The organism is Xanthomonas sp. WHRI 6106 (genome assembly GCF_040202405.1).
Lineage (GTDB): Bacteria > Pseudomonadota > Gammaproteobacteria > Xanthomonadales > Xanthomonadaceae > Xanthomonas > Xanthomonas cannabis.
Genome location: NZ_JBEGFC010000002.1, coordinates 83,631 through 107,736, shown reverse-complemented (window position 1 = coordinate 107,736; position 24,106 = coordinate 83,631). Strand labels below are relative to the sequence as shown.

The following is a 24,106-nucleotide window of genomic DNA, read 5'->3' as shown; positions in this document are numbered from 1 at the left end:
CCATTGAAAGCGGCTTGCGGGCTCAAGCGGCTGCCGTATCGGCTGTAACCGTGCAGGCCAATCACTATGCTGCAACGCACGGTGACAAGGCCTTCATCGGCTGACTAGGCTGCGCGGCGTGTTAGCGCTATCACTGGCTGACATGCAGTGCAGGGCCTGCATCGCGGATGCGCCGCCGACACCATGGGGTGGGTGACGCCCGCAGCATGCACCGCACAACGCAGGGCGACGATCGAAGGGGCGATCGCCGGCATGCGCGTCAGGGGACCTTATTCAAAGCAGTACTGTTCGCCACTGCCCCGTCGGGCAGTGGTCATGACACTGCCGTGTCGCATGCCGCGACATCGGCCGTAGGCGGTTGGACTCCACTCCCGAGGACACATCGATGCGTCGTACGTTGAACAGCTTCAAGTCGAAGGCCATGTTCACCTTCGTTGGTGGCCTGTTGGTCATCAATCCCGCGTTTGCGCAGGATGTCGCTCCGCCGACGCCCGCGCCGCAGTCCAGCAGCGATGCCGCCACCACGCTCGACACCGTCAACGTCACCGGCATCCGCAGCAGCCTGGATCAGTCGATGGGCATCAAGCGCGATGCCGCCGGTGTGGTGGATGCGATCAGCGCCGAAGACATCGGCAAGTTTCCGGACACCAACCTGGCCGAGTCCTTGCAACGCATCACCGGTATCTCGATCGAGCGCCGCGATGGCGAAGGCGCGCAGGTCACCGCGCGCGGCTTTGGGCCGCAGTTCAATACCGTCACCCTCAACGGCCGCCTGATCCCCGGCGCCGACGCATTCGGCGCGCCCGGGCAGACCCCGATCGGCGGCGTGGACGTGGGCACGCGCGCGTTCAACTTCGCCCAGCTCGCCTCCGAAGCCATCACCGGCATCGAGGTGTTCAAGACCAGCCGCGCCACCGCGCCCAGCGGCGGTATCGGTGCGACGATCAACATCCAGACCGACAAGCCGTTCAATCACGAGGGCGTGGTGGCCAATGCGGGCGCCAAGATGGTGTCCGACCGCTCGCAGCCGTTCGGCGACTCGCTCACCCCGGAAGTGTCGGGCATCTTCAGCTACACCAACCCGGACAAGACCTTCGGCATTGGCTTGAGCGCCAGTTACCAGAAGCGTCACGGCGGTTCGGTGCAGGCCACCGAAAACCGCTGGAACATCCAGCGCTGGACCGGTACTGACCCGGCCTTGCGCCCGGACACCGTGGTGACCAACGCGCCGGCGATCGGCCAGCTCTACGGCATGCCCAACGACATCCGCTACGCGTTTGCCGATTTCCAGCGCGAGCGCATGAACGGCCAGGCGGTGATGCAGTTCGCACCGACCGACAGCCTGACGCTGACCCTGGACTACACCTATTCGGCGAACGAAATCCGCGAAGAACGCGGCGAGCAGGGCATCTGGCTGCAACGTGCCAACAGCTTCACCAACCTCACCTTCGATACCGGCCAGACCGTGGCCACGCCGGTGTACCTGCGCGATGTGCCCAATGGTGCCAAGGACTTCGGCATGGAGCAGCAGCGCAACGAGCAGAAGTACACGCTCGGCTCGCTCGGCTTCAATGCGGACTGGCAGGTGAGCGACCGCTTCCAGCTGACCTTCGATGCGCACAACTCCAAGACCCAGAGCCTGCCCAACGATCCGGTCACCGGAGGCAGCGCGACCTATTTCAGCTTTGCCGGAACCAACAACTGCGTCAACGGTCCTTCGTGCGGCGGCCAGTGGGGGCAGGAGCTGTGGTTCAACAATTCCCTGCCGATCGGCGCGCGCACGTGGTACCCCACCGTCGCCGATTCGCTGGCCGGCACCAATGGCGTGGTCAATCCAGATTTCACGCCCAACAATCTCGGCTCGCAGGTGCAACGCATCTACTATCAAAAGCAGGTCACCGAAACCAAGGAAGGCCGCCTGGACGGCAAGTTCGATTTCGATGACGGGCGCTTCCAGTTCGGCGTGAGCTCGTCCAACACCACCATGCACCGCCTGACCAGCGACAACTACTCCACGCTGGGCGACTGGGGCGTGGCCAATGCCGGCAACGAGCCGGGCATGGTTGCGTTGCTGCAGCCGGTGAGCATCGTGGGCATGTTCGACGACTTCAACGCCAACGGCGCCGCGCGCAACGCCTGGCGCGGCGACGCCAGCCAGCTGGCGTTGTGGGGTGGCAGCCAGTACGGCGCGCAGACGCGCTACAACCCGCTGTACAGCGCCAACAACCAGGTCGAAGAAAAGACCCGTGCCGCCTACGTGCAACTGGAGTTGACCGGCGATATCGCCGGCATGACCGCCAACACCCGCCTGGGCCTGCGTTACGAGCGCACCGATGTGGAATCCACCTCGCAGGTTGCCACGCCCACGGCGCTGCAATGGCAGGCCAACAACGACTTCCAGCTGCTGCGATCCACGGAGCAGCAGCCCTTCAGCGAGAAGACCAGCTACAACTACATCCTGCCGAATCTGGATTTCAGCCTGGACATCACCGACCAGCTGAAGGGCCGTGCGTCGTTTGGCCAGACCATTGCGCGCGCACCGTACAACAACCTGCTCGCCGGGCCGACGCCCAATACGCCGGCCGGCTCGATCCTGATCAACCCGTCCAACCGCGCCAGCGGCGATTCGCAGACGCCGACGCTGGACCCGCTGGAATCGGACAACCTCGACCTGGCGCTGGAATGGTATTTCGCCGATGCCAGTTACGTGTCGGCGACCTTCTGGAACAAGCGCGTCAGCAACTTCATCGGCACCACCGTCTCGCGCGAGACCCTGTACGGACTGACCGACCCCACCTCGGGCCCGGATGCGCAGGCGGCACTGGCCTTCCTGCAAAGCGGTGCCTGCGCCGCACAGGTCGGCGCAGCCGGTAACGACGTGGCGGCGGCCTGCTCGGCCAACGACACCTCCCTGTTCGCCGCCACGGCCCTGCTGCGCAACGCCGCGGCCACCGGTGGCCTGGGCGCCTACAACGGCAGCTCTGCGCAGAGCCTCGCGCTGGAAAACGCCTACGACCTGGTCGGCACTGCGGCCGACCCGCTGTATCAGTTCGACGTGTCGCGTCCGGTCAACCAGAACAAGGCCAACATCCACGGCTGGGAACTGGGCGGGCAGTACTTCTTCGGCAGCACCGGCTTCGGTATCTATGCCAACTACACCATCGTCGAAGGCGATGTGGCCTTCGACAACAACGTCATCGACCGCGACCAGTTCGCGTTGCTGGGCCTGAGCGATACCGCCAACGTGATGCTGATGTTCGAGAAGTACGGCTGGAGCGCACGCCTGGCCTGGAACTGGCGCGACGAGTACCTGATCGCGGCCAACCAGGATGCCTCCAACCGCAACCCGTACTACGTCGAGGCGTACCAGCAGTTCGATCTGAGCGTCAGCTATGCGCTCAACAAGCAGCTGTCGGTGGGCTTTGAGGCGATCAACCTCACCGGCGAAGACGTGCGTTGGCATGGTCGGTCGGAGAAGCAGATCGTGCGTCTGATCGATCAGCAGCCGCGCTACACCCTGGGTGTGCGTTACGCGTTCTGACACCGCGTCGCAGGCGCGCACCGGCAGCTCCTGGCGGCCGTCCTGTTCGGATGGCGGCCGCGCCCGGTGACTGCGGCGGGGTTCGCCCGCCCGCGTTCGTCGTGCAGCCGCAGTCGTGTGGCTGCAGGGCGGATGCAAGCAGCCCCAACGCGATGCGCGGGCATTCGCTCGCGCATCGCGCATGCTGCCCTGCGGCTTGCCGGCCTCCTGGTTTTTGGCAATGCTCGGCGTTCGCAGGCGCGCCGGGCGTGCGATCGATCCCTTTCCCACTGCAGTGCGCCGATGGATGCCTGCCGGAGTACCAGATGACGCGATACGCCGTACTCAACAACGTGACGCATCACGACCTGCGCGTCATCCTGCGCTTCGGCCCCGAGTTCGGTGATGCCATTGGCCTGGTCCCCGCATTCGTGACCGAATACGCCGACCTGCAGCGCGAGTACCCGCTGTTTTTCCGCAAGGACCCCGCCGGCAGCGGCTACCAGTCCGTGGCCTTGCTGGGCTTTACCCAGGACGAAAACCTGTTCCTGCAGGAAGGGCGCTGGAACGCCAACTATCTGCCCGGCATCGTGGCCAAGGGCCCGTTTCTGATCGGCTTCCAGGAGCAGCGCATCGACGGTGCGCTGGTGCAGGAGCCGGTGATCCACATCGACCTGGAACATCCGCGCGTCAGCCGCAGCGAAGGCGAGGCGGTGTTCCTGCCACAGGGCGGCCATAGCCCCTACCTGGACCACATCATCGGCGTGCTGCGCGGCATCCGCGAGGGCGTGGATGCCGGGCAGGCCATGGCCGCGGCGTTCGATGCGCTCGGTCTGATCCAGCCCGTGCGCCTGGACGTGGCGCTGGACGCGACCCACGCCGCGCAGCTGGACGGCCTGTTTGCCGTCGACCGCGAACGGCTTGCCGCGCTCGATGCGCAGGCGCTGCACCAGCTGCACCAGGCCGGCTATCTGGAGGGTGCGTTCCTGATGCTGGCATCGCAGTACAACCTGCGCCGGCTGATGGCCGAGAAGCAGCGCCGTCTGCAGCAGGCGCATGCCGCGCCTGCTGCTGCATACGCCTGATCGCATGACCGCCGCTGTCTTGCATCCGCCCGCTGCAGCGATCGCCGGCATTGCCGAGCGCAACGACTGCCGGCCCGACGCCTTGCCGCTGGCCGCGCTCTGCGCAGCAGCCGAGCCGGTGGTATTGCGTGGCCTCGCACGCGACTGGTCGCTGGTGCAGGCCGGCCTGCGCAGCCCGGAGCAGGCCATGGCGCAGCTGCGCGCGCACGATGACGGACGCACCTTGCAGTACTCCTACGGCGGACCGGAGATTGCCGGCCGGCCGTTCTACGCCGACGACTGCAGCGCACTGAACTTCGAGGTACGGCGCGGCAGCATCAGCGCCTTGCTGGATGCCATTGCCGCGCATCGCGATGACCCGCAGCCGCCGACGTACTACCTGGCCTCGCTGCCCATCGACGCTCACCTGCCCGGACTGCGCGCGCACAACGACCTGGCGGTTGCCGCCGGCGGCATCGCCGTGCAGCCGAGCATCTGGATCGGCAATCGCGTCATTGCCTCCTGCCATTACGACGCGCCCGACAACCTGGCCTGCTGCGCGGTGGGGCAGCGCCGCTTCACCCTGTTTCCGCCCGAGCAGGTCGCCAACCTGTACCCGGGGCCGCTCGAGCCCACGCCCGGCGGCCAGGTGGTGAGCATGGTGGATGTCGCCAACCCAGATCTGCAGCGCTACCCACGCTTCGCGCAGGCGCTGGCGCATGCGCGCACCACGGTGCTGGAACCGGGTGATGCCCTGTTCATTCCCGGCATGTGGTGGCATCACGTGCAATCGCTGCAGCCGTTCAATGTGCTGGTCAATTACTGGTGGAGCAGCGCGCCCGCGCAGCTGCCCGCCGCGATGCCGGCGCTGTACCACGCCCTGTGGGCCATCCGCGACCGCCCGGCCGCGGAAAAGGACGCATGGCGCGCGTTGTTCGATTACTACGTGTTCGGGCCTGCGGAACGCGCCGGTGCGCATCTGCCCGAGCAGGCGCGGCAGGCGCTGGGGCCCATCGATCCGATCCTGGCGCGCCAGTTGCGCGCCATGCTGATCGGCAGGCTCAACCGCTGACGGGCGGTGTCGTCCTGCATGCAGGCGGTCAGGCAATCGGTCGTCCTGCCGGAAGAGCAGGCAGCGTCGCAAGCGCGTGCTGGACCCGGCGTCAGCGGCCTGCGCACCGGCTGCTGCAGCCACCTTGATGCCCTGCATCGCCTCAGCCACCTCTTATCCATCCACGGGAGTTCGCAGTGACCCAGGCTCAAATTCGCAAGGTCGTCATCGCCGGCGGCGGTACCGCCGGCTGGATCGCTGCATGTGCGCTGTCGCATCAGTTCCGCAACCTGCTCGACATCACCCTGATCGAGTCCGAGCAGATCGGCACCGTGGGCGTGGGCGAATCGACGGTGCCGCCGATTCGGACCTTCCATCGCTTCCTGCAGATCGACGAACAGGAATTTCTGCGCGAGGTGGCCGGCACCTTCAAGTTGTCGATCTCTTTCGAACATTGGCTGCGCCAGGGCGAGCGGTACATCCACCCGTTCGGCATCACCGGGCAGAGCACCCTGGTGTGCGCGTTCCATCATCTGTGGCTGGAGAGCCAGCGCCGCGGCATGCGCAGCAGCTTTGGCGACTACTGCCTGGAGACCGTCGCCTCGCGCGAGGACCGGTTTGCGTTGCCGCGCGAGCCGGCGGTCAATTACGCGTATCACCTGGATGCGGCGCTGTACGCGCGCTTCCTGCGCACCCGCAGCGAGGCCTGCGGCGTGCAGCGGATCGAAGGCAGGATCCAGCAGGTGACGCAACATCCGGACAGTGGCGATGTCGCCAGCCTGGTGCTGGAAGACGGCCAGGCCCTTGCTGGCGATTTATTCATCGACTGCAGCGGGTTCCGGGGGCTGTTGATCGAGCAGACGCTGCATACCGGCTACGAAGACTGGAGCCATTGGCTGCCGTGCGACCGCGCCGTGGCGGTGCAGACCGAAGCGCTCGGCCCGCCGGTGCCGTACACCCGCGCCATTGCGCACGAAGCCGGCTGGCGCTGGCATATCCCGTTGCAGCACCGGGTCGGCAACGGCCTGGTGTTCTCCAGCCGCCACCTGTCCGACGACGAGGCCCACGCCAAGCTGCTGCGCGATGTTGCCGCCCCGGCGGTGAAAGACCCCTGGATGGTGCCGTTCCGCACCGGCCGCCGGCTCAAGGCATGGAACAAGAACGTGGTGTCGCTGGGCCTGGCCAGCGGCTTCATCGAGCCGCTGGAGTCGACCAGCATCCACCTCACCATCTCTGCGGTGGTGCGGCTGCTGACGCTGTTTCCGGCAGAGGGCATCGCGCCATCGCAGGTGCAGTTGTTCAACGACGTCAGCCGCGCCGAGATGGAGCACGTGCGCGACTTCGTCACCTTGCACTACCACGCCACCCGGCGCGCCGAGCCGCTATGGCAGCAATGCCGGGAGATGGAACTGCCCGAGTCGCTGGCACTGCGCCTGCGCGCGTGGCGCGAACGGGCGCATGCCTGGCAGGCCGCAGATGAATTGTTCCGCGTCGATTCCTGGACGCATGTGCTCATGGGGCAGGGCCTGATGCCGGAACAGCACCACCCGCTGACGCGCGCCTTTTCCGACCAGGATCTGCAAGGCCTGCTCAACGGCATCGCGCAGCCGATCCGGCATGCGGTGGATCAGTTTCCTTCGCAGCAGGCCTTCATCGAACGCTATTGCCAGGCCAGGCCGGAGATCTGGGGGGCGCGCAAGCCGGCCATGGCCTAGCCCGCGTCGTGCAGCGCGTGGCTTGCCGATTGCCAGGCCACCGTTGCGCTACAGCCGCATCAGGTCGGTGCCCACCACGATCGGCCCGCTGTAGTGCTTGCGCGCGCCCTCGCTCCACATCGCATCGGTGATGGTCGGGTCGCCGCCGGGCACGAAGTGCGTGAGCACCAGCTGCCGTGCACGGGCAGCCGCGGCGATCTTTCCGACCTCTTCGCTGGTGGAATGGCTCTTGAGCAGATGGTCGAGCAAGCTGGGCGCGTTGTCGTTGGTCTTGAGCATCCTTTCCAGTGCGGGCAGGTACATCACCTCGTGCACCAGGATGTCGGCGTCCTCGGCAAACGCCGCCAGCGCAGGCAGGTAACGCGTGTCGCCGGAAAACACCACCGTGCGGTCGCGCGCGGCGAAGCGGTAGGCAAAGGCCGGCTTGAGCGTGTAATGGTCCACTACGGTCGCGGTCACGGTGACCTGGTCGTTCTGCAAGACCGTGCCGGGCTGATCGAACTCGTGCACCTGGATGAGCTGCTTGAACGGTGGGCGGCCTTCCTCGCGGATGCGCGCGTCGATGTCGATCGCGTTCATCTCGACAAACGCATCCACCATCCTGGCGATTCCCGGCGGCCCGTAGAGATGCACCGGTGTCTGCAGGCCGCTGGCCCAGGCCAGCCACACCACGTTGAGCAGGTCGGCGTTGTGATCGGAGTGATGGTGGGTGAGAAAGACATCGCGCAATGCCGGCAGCCGGATGCCGGCCTTGGCCAATTGCTGCACCACGCCATTGCCGCAGTCGATGAGGTAGGGCTGCCCGTCGATCACCAGCGCATTGGCCGCCGCTGCGCGCAGTGGCGATGGTGTTGGCCCGCCCTTGGTGCCCAGCAACACCAGCACGCTGCCCTTGGCCGGAAACGGCGCGGGGGCTGCCGCACTGCCGCTGGCACGCGCGTGGCTGGCGCCGGATGTGGACGCCGCCGCGAGCGGGCTGATGGCGGTCAACAGCCCTGCGGACAGTGTCAGCTGCAGCACCGCGCGACGGGAGCAATGCGGAACAGGCTCGGACATGACAATTCCCTGGGCGCCGGAGGGGGGAGTGTGCCGGGAGTGGTGCCGCGCCGCCATCGCGGTGCGCCCGCCCGGGCAGCGGCGTGGCCGGTGCCGATACAGCAGATGCAACACGCCGCGGGTGCGAGCGGGCGGGCGTGGGTGATGAGGGCCGGCGGGCGGTCTGGCTGCAGCAGCGCGGGCCAGCGGCACCTTGCGCTGCGCGGTGCACCACGGCGACCCGCTCACAGCTGGCGAGCGATGAAGTCGGCTAGTGCGGGTGAGCGGTAGAAGCCCATGCAACGCGCAAAGATGGCGTTGAACGGGCCGCGGCGTGCTTCGTCCTTCATCGGCACTTCGCTGCGATCGAACTCTGCGGTGCTGGCATCCACGAATCGTTGCAGGCGATCGGTCGCCCCGGCCTTGGCATTGTCCATTGCGTAGGTGGTCAGCAGGTACGAGCGGTCGCGCAACTGGTCCTGCGCATACTTGCCGCTGCGCACGTAGTTGTTGTCCAGGCAGCGCTGCAACGCATAGGCCTTGACCTCGTCCGGGTTGGCCGGTTTGCCTGCTGCCAGTGCGTTGCCCTGCAATGTCAGTGTTGCCAGTGCAGCGATCCACGCTACGTGGCGATGACGATGAAACGGCATGGGGCATCTCTCCGCGAACAAACCCCAAGTCTGCCCGATCCTGATGGCCTGTTGCAGCGGTGCATCGCGTTGAGGCCGCGAGCCGCAAGTGACCGCGTTGCGCATCGGGCAGCACCACCAATGCCGCTGGCGCCACCGTGACGCACGTGTAGCCGCGCGCTCGGCAACCCGCAGCGCAGCTGCCGTGCTGCCCATTGATCGCGATGCTGACGGCGTTGTCGGGGGTAGGTCTGGTCTGGGCACCATCCCGGTGAGCGCGCTTTCTTGCTGGATCGCAGTGCCCCCTACCGAACGGCCGGGGAAGAGGGCCGCATGCGTTGTAGAGAGTGCCGCCGCTTTTCGAGATGCCGCACCGCAGGCGCGATAGATCACCGTCGCGCAGTGACGACGCCGCAGGTCGCGATCTGCCCTCGCTCGCGTGCTCTGAAGGCATTGGGCCGCAGGCTGCATCGTGCTCGCGTGCTGACATGCGCCAGCCAGGGGTGCATGTGGACCAACGTGGCAGGCGACAGGGCGCCTGCCACGCATCGCGCGTGCTTACTGCCCGAAGAAGGTGGAGATCGACGAGTACACGTCCGAGAAGCGCGAGTAGTAATCAGGATCGGTCTGCGCGGTGCAGTACGAATAGCCGCCATACAGGCCGCCGCGCAGCTGATACGCACCGCCGCTGGCGATGGTGAACAGACCCGAGCCGGACGAGCCGCCTTCGGTGACACCATCGTTCCAGACAACGCGATAGAACGGGCTCTGGCCGTCGATGGACGTGTTCAACCCGGTGACCGTGCCCAGTGAATACTTCTTGACGTCGCCGGAGGGGTGATGGATGCCCACGATCGAGGTCCCGGTCGAGCCGATGGCGGCGCTGTTCCAGGCCGCGTAGAACGCACCGCTGGGCGGTGCGGTCTTCAGCTCCAGCAGCGCGGTATCGCGCGTGGTGTTGGCATGGCGCAGGAACGCGCCGCCGGTCAGCGTGGTGGCCTGCGAACTGGCGGTGTTGCCGTTGCAGCTGGCCGCGTCGTAAAACCAATAGGTCTGCAGCGTATTGGCCACGGTCTGGGTGCTGATGCAATGCGCGGCGGTCCAGAACAGGTTGCGCTTGGGCGTATTGGTGTTGTTGAGCAGGGTGCCGGTGCACAGGAACGAACCCTGGCTGGTGGTGAACACCATGCGCGCCACCGCCTTGGCGGCGCTGGTGAAGCCCGTGGTGGGGTTGGCGCGGCACACGATGTCGTTCTGGCAGGAATCGCTCTCGCCAATGGCAATAGTCATCATGTCGCGCGGGCTGGCGGTGGGGCTGATGTCCAGATGCGACAGCTGCGGAATGCTCAGGCTGAAGTTTTCCGGATACAGGCCGGCCGGCAATGACAGCTCCACCAGCAGGTGTTCGCCGCTCACGGTCGGCGACCAGCCGATGGCATCGCCGGTGCCGGTGAAGCTGGCGCCGGATTGCTCGAACACGCGGCCATCGTCGCCGGCAAAGCGCAGCGTCACCCGGGACGGATCACCCGGCGTTGCACCGGCACCGCGCAAGACCAGTGCCGCGCGCAGCGAGGCGGCCTGTGCAGAGCCGAGCTTCAGGGTTGCCACGCGTGAGCCGTCGCCGGCCATCTGCCAATCGAGCTTGGCCAGGTGCACCAGCGGCTGTGCAACCGCGCGCGAAAAGCCGATCTGCAGCGGCTGGCCGTGCTTGACCTGCGCAATGCGTCGTTCACGCACGCTGCCGAGTTCCTTGCTGCTGGGTGCGGCCAGCTGCGCCACCTGTGTGGGCAGGATGCCGCCGCGCAGGCTTGCCGACTGCAGCGTGGCTGCGCCGAGCTTGGCGGCCTGCGGCGCAGTGCTGACCGGTGCGGCATCCATCTCGGTGGGCGGCGCGGCCAGTGCGGCGCTGGAAACGGCAGAGAGCAGCGCGAAATACAACGCATTCTTGCGAATCATGGGTAGTCCTTCTCGTCAGGGAACGGCAGGCGGCGGCGGGGGCCGGCAGCTGCGGCGCCATCGGTGGCGCGGAACGAGACTAGCGAATGTTTAAAGCTGAATATGTGCTGAAAATCTCGTTCGGAGATCGACAGTCAATAAAATTAGCATCCCTTTGCATGCAGCGATCGGGCGCAGCGCACACGTTGTGCGCGTGACACTCAAACGAGTAGGACGCACGCGCGTCGGCTTCGCGCGTGGCTGCTCCAGCGGAAGGTGGATCATCATGCTTGCAAGGCGAATGCAGTGCGCCTGCACTTGCAAACTCGTAGTGTCGTGTCGTGCAGCAGCACGCCCGCAGCACGGCAAACGCGGGCCGAGTGCAGGCAACGCCAGGATGGTTTGGTTGGCGCTCCTGCGCCTCGGGCGCGCGCAGCGCACCGCACCACGCCAGCGAGCCGGTGCGTCGGCGCCGCAGCGCAGCGGCCGCTATTCCAGCGCGTCGCTGGCGCGGAATTCGGTCGAGCGACCGCTGATTTTCAGAAAGGCCAGAACCGTCAGCCCCACCACCATCCACGCGGTGCCGCCAAGTTGCGCGTGAGGGTCGGCGTTGATCAGTACGTACGCCAGGATCACGATGCCGATCAACGGCACCGCCCCGTGCAGCACACGCCTGCCTTGCCGACGAAAGTGCCAGAGCACCGCGACATGCAGCAGCACGAATGCGGTCAACGCGCCGACATTGCACAACGACGACAGCAACGCGATCTGGCCGACGAACACTTCGCCCAAGACCATGCTCAGCGCCGCCACCAACACGATGGCGCGCTGCGGCACGCCGGTGCGTGGGTGGATATAGCGCAGGAACGCCGGCAACTGGCGGTCGCGCGCCATTGCAAACAACAGCCGCGAGGTTGCCGCCTGCGCCACCAGTGAGTTGGCGATCGCGGCACTGATGGCCACTGTCAGCGCGATGACGATCTGCAGCCATGGCCCTGCAACCAGCCGTCCGATCTCGAAGAACGCATCGTTGGACGCCTGCGCGCTGGGATAGCGCTGCAGGTGAGGCTGCAGCAGCGCGGCTAGCCAGGTCTGCAGCACGAACAGGCCCGCGACCAATACCAGCGCCAGCAGCGTGGCACGGCCGACCACGCGATGGCCGCCGCGGGCCTCCTCCGACAAGGTGGAAATCGCATCGAAGCCGAGAAACGACACCACCGCCACCGATAACGCGCTGAAGATCAGTTGCGGCGAAAATGCATGCGGGTTGTAGAACGGGCGCAGATTCCAGTGCGCGCCGTTGACACCACGCTGGATGGCCAGCGTGGCCAGCACCACGAAAATCGCCAGCACCACCAGCTGCGCCAACAGGAAAAAACGGTTGGCTCGCGCGGTGGTTTCGATGCCGCGCAGGTTGACCACGGTATTGAGCACGACGAAGAACGCGATCCAGGCCGGCTGCGGCACCGCCGGCAGTACAGTGTGCATCGCATTGGCACCGATCACGTAGAGCAGCGTCGGCACCAGCAGGTAATCCAGCAGGATCGCCCAGCCGGCCAGAAAGCCCATGCCGCTGTGCAAGCCTCGGCCGACATAGGCGTACACCGAACCGGCCACCGGAAACGCCTGCGACATCTGCTGATAACTCAACGCGGTGAACAGCATCGCCACGAATCCGACCAGGTACGTCAGCGGCACCATGCCCGCGCTGATGTCGAACACCCCGCCGAAGATCGAGAACGGCGCCGTCGGCACCATGAACACCAGGCCGTAGATCAGCAGATCCTTCAGCGTGAGCTGGCGTTTGAGTTCCTGGGCGTAGCCGAAGCGTTCCAGCGTGGCCGCATCGTCGCGGCGGGGTGAGTCGGTCATGCAGGTGTCCGCTAGGAGAGGGCCGTTGGGTGCAAGCGAGGGCACGGCGATGTTGCTGCGGCACTGCAGCCGTGTGACCGGCATTGTGACGATAATGTGGCCGGCAAGCCCATCCATTGGTAAAAGTGCTAGGTTTTCCGTGCTGGATGTCATCCAGCGGCGTCACTCGCCTCGAAGGACCCCCATGTTCGACACTCTGGCCAGCCTGGGCCGTGACCTGCAGGCACTGCACACGCTCAACGCCTGTCTGGACCGGGCGTTCAGCGACGTCTGCGCGCTGGGTTTCCAGTCGCTGGTGTACGACTACGCGCCAGTGCCGCTCAGCATGGAAGGCGCGCTGATCACTCCGACAGTGTTCATGCAGCGCAATGCGCCGGGCGACATGCAGCACGTGTGGTGCGAACACGGCTACTACCAGCATGACCCGGTCCAGCAGCGTGCCACGCGACGGACCACGCCGTTCGTGTGGTCGTATCGCACCGATGGCGACAGGGACGGGGTGGAATACGTTGGCGCGCAGCACCGCCAGGTCACGCGTTACCTGTGCGATAGCGGCATGGCAACCGGTGTCACCGTGCCGCTGCACCTGCCTGGCGGCGCATTTGCGACCTTCAGCGGTGCGGTGGATGCGGTGGCCGCCGAAGCGCCACGCCTGGCAGAGGCGCAGCTGTCGCCCTTCCTGTTGCTGGCCCATGCCTTCCAGGCGCGCGCGCAGGAGTTGCTGGACCCGCAGGAGCGCCGCTGCCACCACATCGCACTGACCCGGCGCGAGCGCGAGTGCCTGCAGTATTCGGCCAGGGGGCTGACTGCCAAGAGCATCGCCGCTGCGCTCAATCGCTCCACGGCGACGGTGAACCTGCATCTGAACTCGGCCGCGCGCAAGCTGGGCGCGCGCAACCGCGTCGAGGCGGTGGTGCGCGGCATGCACTATCGGTTGCTGGAGCCCTGAGCGGTTGAGCGGATGCGTACGGCGTTCCGGCTGAACGCGGCAGCGCAAAGTCCACTGATTGATGCACGCGGGCGTGCGCAGCGCAGCTGGCCTGCGGTGGCCCACGTGCGCAGCGCCAGGCCCAGCTGCCGTGTGGCGAGCGGCGGCCCCAGGCAGCTGGCGCGAGGCGCATATCCGCTCTAGTGGAGCACACGCGGCGATCGCTAATTTATGCAGAACACATGCAGGCCGATCGACGCGCGCAATCGCCTGGCTGCATCGCCGCTCCCGGCTCCGGTCTCTGTAGCCTGCCCACCTGGCGCGTGCCCGCCTGACTGCGAGGGTGGCACGACCGCATAAACCTGTGAGATTTGCCAGTTAACCCGCGACGTGCCGCTCGCTAGGCTCGGCGCTCATCATTGCCGTAAGCAGGCGCAGGTCATGCAGTCCACCGAAGGTTATGTCGAATTTCGCGGCTATCGCACCTGGTACCGCATCACCGGTGACCTGCGCAGCGATGCCTGTCCATTGGTGATCGTGCACGGTGGGCCCGGCTGCACGCACGACTATGTCGACAGCTTCAAGGACCTGGCCGCCGGCGGCCGCGCGGTGATTCATTACGACCAGCTCGGCAACGGCCGTTCGACGCACCTGCCCAATGCCGACCCGGGCTTCTGGAGCGTGGGGCTGTTTCTGGATGAATTGCAGACGCTGATCGACCACCTGGGGCTGTCGCAATACGCCTTGCTGGGCCAGTCGTGGGGCGGCATGCTGGCCGCCGAACATGCGGTGCGTCGTCCCGGTGGGTTGCGTGCATTGGTAATCGCCAATTCGCCGGCATCGATGGGCCTGTGGCGCGCGGCGGCCCTGCGCCTGCGCGCCGGCTTGCCGGAGCAGGTCCAGGCCGCGCTGGACGAACATGAAGCGGCCGGCACGCTGGATCACCCGGCCTACCGCGCGGCCAGCCAGGTGTTCTACGCGCAGCATGTGTGCCGCATCGTCCCGTGGCCCGACGAGGTGGCGCGCACCTTTGCCGCCATCGATGCCGACCCGACGGTGTACCACGCCATGAACGGCCCGACCGAATTCCATGTGGTGGGCAGCCTGCGCAACTGGAGCATCATCGAGCGCCTGCATCGCATCACGGTGCCGACGCTGGTGCTGTCGGGCAGGTATGACGAGGCCACGCCGGAAACCGTCGAGCCGTATGCGCGCCTGATTCCCGATGCGCGCTGGCATGTATTCGCCAACTCCAGCCACATGCCGCATGTGGAAGAACGCATCGCCTGCATGCGCCTGGTGGGCGATTTCCTGGAGGACCATACGCCCTGGCCGGGTGGCGAACTTGCCCATGAGCCGGCACTGGCCAGTCGCGCGGTGTGAGTGGCTGCACCAACCGTTGGCGCGCCTTTGGTGGGCAGCACGGTAAACAGCGCCGTCGGCGTCGGTGCGCGGCCGCAAACATGACATCGGCATCCACATGTGTTGCTGGCATCTCGGGTCAATCGTGTGGTGCGCCTGGCACAAGTGCATCGGTCAGCGGCGGACCGGCGGCCTTGGGCGTCCGCTGGTTGCGCTGCGTTTGACGCTGCAGTGATCACGCCACCTGCAACGCGCGCACGTTCACCGATCAAGACTCCAGTCTGGGTGCCACTCGGCCTCTGGCGGTCGGGCCGTATCCGGGCTGCCTGATGCTGTGGCCTGCGCCCCAGCGGCTGTGTGCATGATTGAACGGCGGTTCGGATCGAGCGCCGGCCGCCTGCGTCCCTCGTCCGGTGCAGCCTCATGCCGACAGCTCCACAGCGGTGGTGCCGGACCCATGCTGTCGCGCGCGCCTGTCGCAAAAAAAAGCGGTCCTTCTGCATCGTCACCGATTGGATCTGGTGATGTCGAACGCATCCACGCCGGCTGCATGGCACATCCATCGACGTGCGTGCTGGTGAAGGTTGCGCGGCAGTGCAGCACCGCGGTGTGCTCCGGCCGTGTTGCCAGCTGTGCCAGCTTCAGCGGTTGAGGATGCTGCAGTCGCATCTGCACTGCCGATAAGCGCTGCAGGCAATCGCTCGCGTTACAGCAGCCGTTGCTGCAGCGGTGTCCTGTCCTGCCTGTCCCTTGCTGTCTCTTTTGCATGTCCTGCAAAGAGAACACCGTGGTGCGTCAAACTTTCAAAGATGGATAATTGTTTTATGTTTTAAATCGCGCGAAGAATGCGGCCCCCACGCCCGCTTTGTTGTTGTCGTCGCCACTGCGCAGACGGCACGCATCGCTTATCGACTTCTTTGGGAGAGGCTGCATGATTAGCAAGATGCTCCAGGGCGCACTCGCGCTTGCGCTGTCCACGTGCGCAGCAGGCGCCATCGCCGGCCCGGTCGGGTACGGTGCCGCCACCACCGGCGGCGGCAACAAGACACCGGTCAATGTCGCCACCTTCGAGGCGATGCAGGCGGCTATCGACAGTTATTCCGGTAGCGGCGGGCTGGTACTCAACTACACCGGCAAGTTCGACTTCGGCACTATCAAGGACGTGTGTGCGCAGTGGAAGCTGCCAGCCAAGACCGTGCAGATCAAGAACAAGAGCGATGTCACCATCAAGGGGGCGAACGGCTCGGCGGCGAACTTCGGCTTGCGCGTGGTGGGCAACGCGCACAACGTGATCATCCAGAACATGACCATTGGCCTGCTGCAAGGGGGCGAGGATGCCGATTCGATTTCGCTGGAAGGCAACTCCAGCGGCGAGCCGTCCAGGATCTGGGTGGACCACAACACCGTGTTCGCCTCGTTGACCAAGTGCTCCGGCGCCGGCGATGCCTCCTTCGATGGCGGCATCGACATGAAGAAGGGCGTACACCACGTCACCGTGTCCTACAACTACGTCTACAACTATCAAAAGGTCGCGCTCAACGGCTACAGCGACAGCGACACCAAGAACTCGGCCGCACGTACCACCTACCACCACAACCGCTTCGAAAACGTCGAGTCGCGCGTGCCGTTGCAGCGCCGCGGCTTGAGCCACATCTACAACAACTACTTCAACAATGTGTTCACGTCCGGCATCAACGTGCGCATGGGTGGCGTGGCGAAGATCGAGTCGAACTACTTCGAGAACATCAAGAACCCGGTCACCTCGCGCGACAGCAGCGAGATCGGCTACTGGGACCTGATCAACAACTACGTCGGCAGCGGCATCACCTGGGGCACCCCGGACGGCAGCAAGCCGTACGCCAATGCCACCAACTGGGTCAGCTCCAAGGTGTTCCCGGAATCGCTGGGCTACATCTACACCGTCACCCCGGCCGCACAGGTCAAGGCCAAGGTGATTGCCACCGCCGGCGCCGGCAAGAATCTGGCGGAGTAACGTTCGCGCGGTACTGCAGTGACAGATCCCCGGCCTGCCCGGGGATTTGTCTGTCCAGCGCCGCCGTCCGCCGTGCCGTGACCGGGCGCAGATCGGGGGCGTAGCGCATGCCGGCGAGGCGCCGGTTCCCGATCCCGCGTGGATCCGGTCGGGACGTCGATGCAAGGTGCAGTGCAGCAGCGCCCCGCACCCCGGTCGCTGGCATGCCGTCAAGAGGCGCGGCGGGCGCCGCGACGCGGTATCGTGTCGCGCTGCCACTTCTCAAATCCCGTCCATGTCGCTTCCGAACGATCCTGTTGCCCAGAACGCTTCGACCGCCGCGCCTGCCCTGCGGCATGCGCTCAAACCCCGGCAATTGATGATGATGGGCCTGGGCACGGCGATCGGCGCCGGGCTGTTTCTGGGTTCGGGGGTCGGCATCCATGCGGCGGGGCCGGCGGTGCTGGTGTCCTACCTGATTGCCGGGGCGCTGGTGATCATCGTGATGAATGCGCTGGGCGAGATGGCGGCCGCCAAGCCGGCCAGCGGCGCTTTTTCGGTCTATGCGGCCGATGCGATGGGCCCGACCGCCGGCGCCACGGTGGGCTGGCTGTGGTGGTTGCAGATCGTGGTGGTGATCGCGGCAGAAGCGGTTGGCGCAGCGGGCTTGCTGGCAACGGTATGGCCGTCCCTGCCGGTGCCACTGCTGGCCTCGCTGTTCATGGCCACGTTCACCGCGATCAATCTGTTGGGCGTGCGCAATTTTGGTGAGTTCGAATTCTGGTTCGCCATCCTCAAGGTCGTGGCGATCGTGGTGTTCCTGCTGATCGGCGTGGCCTTGCTGGCGGGCTGGTTGCCCGGTGTGACCTCGCCGGGGCTGTCCAATTTCACCCAGAACGGTGGATTTGCGCCCAAGGGCCTGGCGGGCGTGGGCGCGGCCTTGCTGGTGGTGGTGTTCGCGTTCGGCGGCACCGAGATCGTGGCCGTGGCGGCGGCGGAGACGGCCGACCCGGGGCGCAGCCTGGCACGCACGATTCGCACCGTGGCCTGGCGCATCCTGGTGTTCTACATCGGCTCGATCAGCGTGATCGTGGCGGTGGTGCCGTGGACCAGCACGGCGCTGAGCTCGCCGTTTGCGGCGGTGCTGGAAGTGGCGCGCATTCCCGGTGCGGCCACCGCCATCACCCTGGTGGCCGTGGTGGCGCTGCTGTCGGCGCTCAATGCCAACCTGTACGGCGCCTCGCGCATGATCTTCTCGCTGGCGCAGCGCGGCGAAGCGCCGCGCCTGCTCGCCAGGACCAGTGGCGAGCAGGTGCCGCTGGTGGCGGTGATCGCCAGTGTGCTGTTCGGCTTTGCCGCAGCCGCGCTGGAAATGCTGTATCCCAACAAGGTGCTGCCGATGCTGCTCAACATCGTCGGTGCCACCTGCCTGCTGGTGTGGACGATTTCGCTGGTGTCGCAACTGATCCTGCGCGCGCGCGCCGATCGCGACGGCATCGCGCTGCCGTTCCGCATGCGCGGCTATCCGGCTCTGACGGTGCTGGCCCTGGTGATTCTGGCCGTGCTCTTCGTGCTGCTGGCCAGCTCGCCCGACACCCGCGCGCAGTTCCTGTCGATGGTGGCGTTGACGGCCGGCATCGCGGTCGTCAGCGAGCTCGCACGACGGATGCGACGCCAGCGCTAGTCAGGCGCTTCACGTGGTGGGAGCGCGCTTGACCGCGATCGAGCGTCACCGGTAGAGCGCTTCGCGCGCAAGCGCGCGTCCACCAGAGCAGGCGCCTGGGTGCTTGGCGCGGCGGAAAGCAGACGTGCGCATTGCACGATGCAGATAGCGCCGGGCCGAGCGCAACGGACACGACGTCGCGCGCTTCCGTCTTCGCCAGGAAGAGAGCTGGCGAGCAACCGAAAGCACGTCACGGGCGCGCAAGCGCGACGCTTTGACGCAGATGCGACGCCGTGTCGCATCGGGAACGGGCGCGACCGTCCCTATCATGCTGGTGCAGCGCAGGCGGTTGCGATCGGCCACCGCAGCGAGTTCCGGCGATCGATCTGCAATCGGCGCGCTGACGCTATCCACTTTCCTGGAGGGCTCTCCATGGACGCTCTGCTGTTGTCGCGGATCCAGTTCGGGTTCGTCATCGCGTTCCACGTGCTGTTTCCGGCATTCACCATCGGGCTCTCCAGCCTGCTGGCATTTCTGGAATGGCGCTGGCTGCGTACCCGCCGACCGGTGTGGCGCGAGCTGTATTTTTTCTGGCAGAAGATCTTCGCCGTGTCGTTCGGCATGGGCGTGGTCAGCGGCATCGTGATGGCGTTCCAGTTCGGCGCCAACTGGCCGGAGCTGAGCCGCATTGCCGGCGGAGTGATCGGCCCGCTGTTGAGCTACGAAGTGCTCACCGCGTTCTTTCTCGAAGCCAGCTTCCTGGGCGTGATGATGTTCGGGTGGGGGCGCGTGTCCGAGCGCCTGCATTTCTTCGCCACCTGCATGGTGGCGCTGGGCACCTTGATCTCCACGTTCTGGATTCTTTCCTCCAACAGCTGGTTGCAGACGCCGGCCGGCTACGAAGTGATCAACGGCATCGTGCATCCGGCGGACTGGGTGAAGATCATCTTCAATCCGTCGTTTCCGTACCGCTTGGCGCATATGGCGCTGGGCTCGTTCATCACCACCTGCTTCGTGGTGGGCGCGGTGGGGGCGTGGTACCTGCATCGCGGCGTGCATCGCGACGCCGGGCTGCGCATGCTCAAGCTGGCGGTGGCGTTTGCCGCCATCACCGTGCCGCTGCAGATCTTCGTCGGCGACATGCACGGCTTGAATACGCTCAAGCACCAGCCCATGAAGATTGCGGCAATGGAAGCGCACTGGCACGCCGAGGAAGCGGGCGAGGGCGTCCCGCTGGTGGTGTTTGCGCTGCCCAATGCGCAGGCCGAGCGCAACGACTACGAGCTGGCGATTCCGCGCCTGGGCAGTGTGATTCTCACCCATAGCCTGGACGGCAGCATCGCACCGCTGACGTCGGTGCCGGCAAGCGAGCGCCCGCCGGTGACGCCGGTGTTCATCGCATTCCGCATCATGGTCGGGATCGGTTCGTTGATGCTGCTGGTGGCCTGGGTGTCGGCCTTCGCCTGGTGGCGCGGCAAGCTGGTGCAGTGGCGCTGGTTGCTGGCGACCTGGCGCTGGATGTTGCCAAGCGGCTTCATCGCGCTGATTTCGGGCTGGTTCGTCACCGAGATCGGGCGGCAGCCGTATGTGGTCTACGGGCTGCTGCGCACCGCCGATGCGGTCGGCCCGCAGTCGGCCTGGATGACCGCGATCTCGTTGGCGGTCTATGTGGCCGGGTACGCGTTCGTGTTCGGCTGGGGCATCTGGTACCTGGTCAAGATCGGCAAGCAGGGCCCCACGCCGCACGCCGACGCACCGCACCTGGACCATGGCGAGCACACGCCGGCGCGCCCGCTGTCGGCGGCCGATGCACCCATCGACGGAGCTGCATGATGGACATGACGACCGTGTTGCCGGTGGCGTGGTTTGCGGTGATCGGCTTCGGCGTGCTGATGTACGTGGTGCTGGACGGCTTCGTGCTCGGCATCGGCATCCTGGCGCCGTTTCGCCGCGACGAGCAGCAGCTGGACCTGATGATGAACACCGCCGCGCCGATCTGGGACGGCAACGAAACCTGGCTGGTGCTGGGCGGGGCAGGGCTGCTGGCGGCGTTTCCGAAGGCGTACGCGGTGATCCTGTCGGCGCTGTACCTGCCGGTGTTGCTGATGGTGATGGCACTGGTGTTCCGCGGCGTGGCGTTCGAGTTCCGCTTCAAGGCGCAGCGTTCGCGGCGGTTGTGGAGCAATGCCTTTGCAGGTGGCTCGATCCTGGCCGCCTTCGCCCAGGGCGTGATCCTCGGCGCGCTGGTGCAGGGCTTGCCGATCGAGAACGACCGCTATGTCGGCGGCATCTGGGGCTGGTTCAGCCCGTTCGCGATGCTGACCGGCGCGGCGTTGGTGTTCGGGTATGCCTTGCTCGGCAGCACCTGGCTGATCCTCAAGACCGAAGGCCACGTGCAGCAGCTCGCACGTCAGCTCACCCGGCCGTTGACCATCAGCGTGCTGATCTTCATCGGCCTGGTCAGCGCCTGGCTGCCGTCGTTGCAGTCGCATGTGATGGAGCGCTGGTTCGCTGGCGCGCATTACCTGTGGTTGCTGCCGGTGCCGGTGCTGGTGGCCGTGGTGGGGTATGCGCTGTGGCGCTCATGCGATGCCGGGCGTGCGGACACGCCGCCGTTCCTGCTGGCCATGGGCCTGTTCGTGCTCGGCTTCCTGGGCCTGGTGCTGGGCATGTGGCCGTACCTGGTGCCGCCGGTCTACACCCTCTGGCAGGCCGCCGCGCCGCCGTCATCGCAGCTGTTCGCCATGGTGGGGCTGGTCATGCTGCTGCCGCTGGTGCTGGGCTACACGGTGTGGTCGTATCGCGTGTTCCGCGGCAAGATCACCGCCGACACCGGCTACCACCATTGATGGCCTGCGCTCGACGCCGTGCGTGCGGGCCGTTCGCATCCCTGGGCACAGGCGCCGCGCAGACCACGTAGCGGAGCGGTGTGCATGCGCGGCGGCGCAGGGTGATCGGCCAACGCCGGCCTGCGCCAGACTCACATGCAACGGTGTTCAGCGCAGCCGCTGCGTGAACATCCACGTCCACATGGCCGGGTCGGCGTAGGTCGTGTCCCACACGTTGTGGCTGCCTTCGGGATATTCGCTGTAGCGCAGGTTGGCGCCGATGCCCTTGGCCGCGCGATACAGGGCGCGGTCGTCGTGCGGCGGCACGGCGGTGTCCTTGGCGCCATGGAAGGTCCAGATCGGCACGTGCCTGAGCTGGCTGACTGCCGCCGTGTACGGGTCGGCTTCCTTGAGCACCAGGCTGACGTACAGCGTGCGGCGCTCATCGCGCGGCGCCTTGAGCGCGCCGCAGATCGGCACGATTGCGGCAAACCGCTGCGGCTGCATCAGCCCGATTTCCCAGGCGCCATAGCCGCCCATCGAAATGCCGGTGAGGTAGGTGCGTTGCGGGTCGGCAGCGAACTCGGTGCTGGCCGCATCCAGTGCAGCGATCGCCATGCGCGCATTGATGCCCAGCCATTCTTCGTTTTCGGGCACCTGCGGCAACACCACCAGCGCCGGGAAGTCGGCGCCGTGTTCGCTCAGGTACGGGCCCAGGCCCACCTCGGCCTGGTCGCGGCCGTTGTCGCCGCGTTCGCCCGAGCCGTGCAGGAACAACACGATCGGCCGTGGTTGCGGCGCCCTGGCCGCCGGCACGAACACCTGGTAGCGATACAGCCGGCCCTCCAGCTGCAAGGTGCGGGTGACGAAGTGGCCGTGCCGGCCGTCATGCCGGCGCTCAGCCATGCTGGAGCAGCCGGCAAGCACCAGCGCCAGGATTCCCACCACCAGGCAACGAACGATCACGCACTACTCCCCATCGATCACAGTGCTGCAGTATCACCGCATGCACCCGCACTGGCACGTCGCACTGCGGCGATCGGCATCCAGGCGTCACGCGCATGCGCTCACGGCAGCAGCACCAAGGTGGCCAGGCCGAGAAAGCTCAGGAAGCCCATCACATCGGTCAGGGTGGTCAGGATCACGCCACCGGCCAATGCCGGATCGAAGCCCAGGCGTTTGAGCGTCACCGGCACCAGCACGCCGCCGAACGCAGCGGTGAGCATGTTCGCGGTCAGCGCAGTGCCGATCACCAGCGACAGCATCGGTTGCCGGAACCAGGCCAGCACGATCAATCCAAGCCCCACGCCCAGGCACAGGCCGTTGATCAATGCGACGGTGAGCTCCTTCTTGAGCAGGGTCATCACGTTGGACGAGCCGATCTGGCCCAGCGCCAGGCCGCGCACCATCAGTGCCAGGACCTGGGTGCCGGCGTTGCCGCCCATGCCGGCCACGATCGGCATCAGCGCCGCCAGTGCCACCAGTTTTTCGATGGTGCCCTCGAAGCGGCTGACCACGCTGGAGGCCAGGAACGCGGTGCACAGATTGATGCCCAGCCAGATCAGGCGGCGGCGGAACGCACGCCGCGCCGGGCTGAACATGTCCTCGTCTTCGTCCAGACCGGCCGCACTCATGGCCTGGTGTTCGGCCTGCTCGCGGATGATGTCGACCACGTCGTCGATGGTGATGCGGCCGAGCAGGATGTTGTTGTCGTCCACCACCGGCGCAGAGATCCAGTCGTGGTCGGAGAAGCGCCGCGCGACTTCTTCGGCGCCATCGCCTACATCGATGGCCGGCTGCTCGTCGTCGATCAGCCGGTTGACCGGCGTGCTGTCTTCGTGGGTCACCAGCGCGGCCAGCGGTACGCGGCCCAGGTATTGGTGGCGTCGGCTCACCACATACAGGTGATCGGTGTGGTCGGGCAGCTCGCCGCGCAGGCGCAGGTAGCGCAGCACCACATCGACATTGACGTCGGCGCGCACCGTCACCACGTCCGGGTTCATCAGGCGGCCGGCGGTGTCTTCCGGATACGACAGCACCTGCTCCAGCCGTTCGCGGTTCTCGCGGTCCATCGACTTGAGCACTTCGTCGATGACGGTGTCGGGCAGATCCTCGACCAGGTTGGCCAGATCGTCGATGTCCAGGTCTTCGACCGCGGCCACGATCTCGTCCGGGTCCATGTCGGCCAGCAGGCTTTCGCGGACTTCGTCGCCGACGTGCAGCAGCACCTCGCCATCGTCCTCCGGGTCGACCAGCCCCCACACCACTTCACGCTTGCCGGGTGGCAGCGATTCGAGCAGGTTGCCGATCTCCGCCGGCGCCAACGTATTGACCAGCCGGCGCACTGGTCCCAGGCGCCCGCTGTCCAGCGCGTCGGACAGCAATCGCAGCTGGCGCGCAGTCTTGTCGTGGCGGACGGCTTCGGCCATGCGCGGCTCCCCGGAAGAGTGGACGCGCCGTCAGTGGAAGACGCGGTGCTGGGTCAGCACGGCATTATCGCTTGCGCATGGTGACGAAACATACAGTGCGGGC

The 24,106-nt window shown here is 66.2% G+C and carries 16 protein-coding genes; 10 read left to right on the top strand and 6 right to left on the bottom strand.

Annotated elements, in window-relative coordinates; genetic code table 11:
* The first annotated feature begins 385 nt into the window (after positions 1 to 385).
* The 4 genes from ABQZ09_RS03760 (at position 386) to ABQZ09_RS03745 (ending at position 7,350) form a co-directional block, all read left to right on the top strand.
* Complete coding sequence (locus tag ABQZ09_RS03760; protein ID WP_184556507.1) at positions 386 to 3,541, top strand: TonB-dependent receptor; 3,156 nt, start codon at positions 386 to 388, stop codon at positions 3,539 to 3,541.
* A gap of 305 nt (positions 3,542 to 3,846) precedes the next feature.
* Entirely contained in the window at positions 3,847 to 4,605 is a 759-nt protein-coding gene (locus ABQZ09_RS03755; protein ID WP_228314167.1) for a SapC family protein, read from the top strand.
* A 4-nt stretch (positions 4,606 to 4,609) separates the two neighbouring features.
* Positions 4,610 to 5,656: a cupin-like domain-containing protein gene (locus ABQZ09_RS03750; RefSeq protein WP_039565627.1), complete on the top strand. Its 1,047-nt coding sequence runs from the start codon at positions 4,610 to 4,612 to the stop codon at positions 5,654 to 5,656.
* A 176-nt stretch (positions 5,657 to 5,832) separates the two neighbouring features.
* Complete coding sequence (locus tag ABQZ09_RS03745) at positions 5,833 to 7,350, top strand: tryptophan halogenase family protein (RefSeq protein ID WP_349776148.1); 1,518 nt, start codon at positions 5,833 to 5,835, stop codon at positions 7,348 to 7,350.
* 48 nt (positions 7,351 to 7,398) lie between these two features.
* Here ABQZ09_RS03745 and ABQZ09_RS03740 read toward each other — a convergent pair whose 3' ends face one another.
* From ABQZ09_RS03740 to ABQZ09_RS03725, 4 genes are all read right to left on the bottom strand, one after another.
* Positions 7,399 to 8,406, bottom strand: coding sequence for an MBL fold metallo-hydrolase (locus ABQZ09_RS03740; RefSeq protein ID WP_349776147.1), 1,008 nt, complete (start codon positions 8,404 to 8,406; stop codon positions 7,399 to 7,401).
* A 224-nt stretch (positions 8,407 to 8,630) separates the two neighbouring features.
* Entirely contained in the window at positions 8,631 to 9,035 is a 405-nt protein-coding gene (locus ABQZ09_RS03735) for a hypothetical protein (protein WP_349776146.1), read from the bottom strand.
* Positions 9,036 to 9,572: 537 nt separating this feature from the next.
* Entirely contained in the window at positions 9,573 to 10,970 is a 1,398-nt protein-coding gene (locus ABQZ09_RS03730; protein ID WP_349776145.1) for a trypsin-like serine peptidase, read from the bottom strand.
* Positions 10,971 to 11,438: 468 nt separating this feature from the next.
* Complete coding sequence (locus tag ABQZ09_RS03725) at positions 11,439 to 12,821, bottom strand: APC family permease (RefSeq protein WP_228314162.1); 1,383 nt, start codon at positions 12,819 to 12,821, stop codon at positions 11,439 to 11,441.
* Between the two features lie 184 nt (positions 12,822 to 13,005).
* Here ABQZ09_RS03725 and ABQZ09_RS03720 point away from each other — a divergent pair, with 184 nt between their 5' ends.
* From ABQZ09_RS03720 to cydB, 6 genes are all read left to right on the top strand, one after another.
* Positions 13,006 to 13,770, top strand: a complete 765-nt coding sequence (locus ABQZ09_RS03720; RefSeq protein WP_228314161.1) for a LuxR family transcriptional regulator — start codon at positions 13,006 to 13,008, stop codon at positions 13,768 to 13,770.
* Positions 13,771 to 14,190: 420 nt separating this feature from the next.
* Positions 14,191 to 15,132 (top strand): proline iminopeptidase-family hydrolase, encoded by a 942-nt coding sequence (locus ABQZ09_RS03715; protein ID WP_228314160.1) that lies wholly within the window; start codon positions 14,191 to 14,193, stop codon positions 15,130 to 15,132.
* A gap of 910 nt (positions 15,133 to 16,042) precedes the next feature.
* Positions 16,043 to 17,104: a pectate lyase family protein gene (locus tag ABQZ09_RS03710; RefSeq protein WP_039409313.1), complete on the top strand. Its 1,062-nt coding sequence runs from the start codon at positions 16,043 to 16,045 to the stop codon at positions 17,102 to 17,104.
* Between the two features lie 274 nt (positions 17,105 to 17,378).
* Positions 17,379 to 18,767 carry an amino acid permease gene (locus tag ABQZ09_RS03705; protein WP_039409310.1) on the top strand — a complete coding sequence of 463 codons (1,389 nt, stop codon included), beginning with the start codon at positions 17,379 to 17,381 and terminating at the stop codon, positions 18,765 to 18,767.
* Positions 18,768 to 19,178: 411 nt separating this feature from the next.
* A complete protein-coding gene (locus tag ABQZ09_RS03700) occupies positions 19,179 to 20,579 on the top strand; it encodes a cytochrome ubiquinol oxidase subunit I (RefSeq protein ID WP_228314159.1) in 1,401 nt (466 codons plus the stop codon).
* A complete protein-coding gene (cydB, locus tag ABQZ09_RS03695) occupies positions 20,579 to 21,595 on the top strand; it encodes a cytochrome d ubiquinol oxidase subunit II (protein ID WP_184556473.1) in 1,017 nt (338 codons plus the stop codon). The genes ABQZ09_RS03700 and cydB overlap by 1 nt, the downstream gene beginning before the upstream one ends.
* A gap of 147 nt (positions 21,596 to 21,742) precedes the next feature.
* Here the strand turns inward: cydB and ABQZ09_RS03690 are convergent, their stop codons facing one another.
* Together ABQZ09_RS03690 and mgtE are read right to left on the bottom strand one after the other, a co-directional pair.
* A complete protein-coding gene (locus ABQZ09_RS03690; RefSeq protein ID WP_349776336.1) occupies positions 21,743 to 22,480 on the bottom strand; it encodes a carboxylesterase family protein in 738 nt (245 codons plus the stop codon).
* Positions 22,481 to 22,641: 161 nt separating this feature from the next.
* On the bottom strand, positions 22,642 to 24,003 hold the full coding sequence (gene mgtE, locus ABQZ09_RS03685; RefSeq protein ID WP_039409298.1) for a magnesium transporter: 1,362 nt from the start codon (positions 24,001 to 24,003) through the stop codon (positions 22,642 to 22,644).
* Positions 24,004 to 24,106: the final 103 nt, after the last annotated feature.

Bases quoted from the DNA above. Each gene is read 5' to 3' on its own strand.
- ABQZ09_RS03690 (WP_349776336.1), bottom strand. From the start codon at position 22,480: ATGGCTGAGCGCCGGCATGACGGCCGGCACGGCCACTTCGTCACCCGC.
- ABQZ09_RS03710 (WP_039409313.1), top strand. From the start codon at position 16,043: ATGATTAGCAAGATGCTCCAGGGCGCACTCGCGCTTGCGCTGTCCACG.
- mgtE (WP_039409298.1), bottom strand. From the start codon at position 24,003: ATGGCCGAAGCCGTCCGCCACGACAAGACTGCGCGCCAGCTGCGATTG.
- ABQZ09_RS03700 (WP_228314159.1), top strand. From the start codon at position 19,179: ATGGACGCTCTGCTGTTGTCGCGGATCCAGTTCGGGTTCGTCATCGCG.
- ABQZ09_RS03760 (WP_184556507.1), top strand. From the start codon at position 386: ATGCGTCGTACGTTGAACAGCTTCAAGTCGAAGGCCATGTTCACCTTC.
- ABQZ09_RS03740 (WP_349776147.1), bottom strand. From the start codon at position 8,406: ATGTCCGAGCCTGTTCCGCATTGCTCCCGTCGCGCGGTGCTGCAGCTG.
- ABQZ09_RS03730 (WP_349776145.1), bottom strand. From the start codon at position 10,970: ATGATTCGCAAGAATGCGTTGTATTTCGCGCTGCTCTCTGCCGTTTCC.
- ABQZ09_RS03725 (WP_228314162.1), bottom strand. From the start codon at position 12,821: ATGACCGACTCACCCCGCCGCGACGATGCGGCCACGCTGGAACGCTTC.
- ABQZ09_RS03715 (WP_228314160.1), top strand. From the start codon at position 14,191: ATGCAGTCCACCGAAGGTTATGTCGAATTTCGCGGCTATCGCACCTGG.
- ABQZ09_RS03705 (WP_039409310.1), top strand. From the start codon at position 17,379: ATGTCGCTTCCGAACGATCCTGTTGCCCAGAACGCTTCGACCGCCGCG.
- ABQZ09_RS03735 (WP_349776146.1), bottom strand. From the start codon at position 9,035: ATGCCGTTTCATCGTCATCGCCACGTAGCGTGGATCGCTGCACTGGCA.
- ABQZ09_RS03755 (WP_228314167.1), top strand. From the start codon at position 3,847: ATGACGCGATACGCCGTACTCAACAACGTGACGCATCACGACCTGCGC.
- ABQZ09_RS03750 (WP_039565627.1), top strand. From the start codon at position 4,610: ATGACCGCCGCTGTCTTGCATCCGCCCGCTGCAGCGATCGCCGGCATT.
- ABQZ09_RS03720 (WP_228314161.1), top strand. From the start codon at position 13,006: ATGTTCGACACTCTGGCCAGCCTGGGCCGTGACCTGCAGGCACTGCAC.
- cydB (WP_184556473.1), top strand. From the start codon at position 20,579: ATGGACATGACGACCGTGTTGCCGGTGGCGTGGTTTGCGGTGATCGGC.